The organism is Streptomyces sp. PT12, from assembly GCF_003311645.1.
GTDB lineage: Bacteria > Actinomycetota > Actinomycetes > Streptomycetales > Streptomycetaceae > Streptomyces.
In genome coordinates this window covers 1-570 of the sequence record NZ_QEST01000125.1, presented here as the reverse complement: position 1 = coordinate 570, position 570 = coordinate 1, and the positions used below count along the sequence as shown (strand labels likewise).

General features: G+C 75.4%; 1 protein-coding gene. It reads right to left on the bottom strand.

What is annotated here, in order from left to right:
• A partial coding sequence (locus DEH69_RS13650) for a beta-ketoacyl reductase (protein ID WP_220131260.1) occupies positions 1-570 on the bottom strand: 570 nt, incomplete at both ends.

The window sequence follows — 570 nt, the reverse complement described above, 5'->3', positions numbered from 1 at the left end:
CGGCCAGCACGCGGGCGTTGGGGTAGTCGAAGATCAACGTGGGGGGCAGCCGCAGCCCGGTCGCGGCGTTGAGTGCGTTGCGGAACTCCACGGCGCCGAGCGAGTCGAACCCCAGGTCCTTGAAGGCCCGTTCAGGCTCGATCGCCTCGGGGCCCGCGTGCCCGAGCACGGCCGCGGCGTGGGAGCGGACCAGGGTCAGCAGCTCGTCGTAGCGCTCGTCGGCGTGCATCCCGGCGAGCCGCTGCCGCAGCGCGTCCGCCCCGCCCCCGTGCTCGGCGGCGGCGACGCGCCGCGTGGCGCCGCGCACCAGGGCGCGCAGCATCGGCGGCAGATCGGCGGTGTCGAGCGCCCTGATGTCCAGGTTGACGGGCACCAGCGCGGGGGCGGTCAACGTGCTTGCCGCGTCGAGGAGTTGCAGCCCCTGCTCGGCGGATATCCCGAGGATGCCCGCGCGGTCGATCCGGTCGCGGTCGCGTTCCTCTAGCTCGCCCGCCATGCCGGAGTCGGTGGCCCAGGGTCCCCAGGCGAGGGACTGGGCGGGCAGGCCGTGGGCGCGGCGGTGGGCGGCGA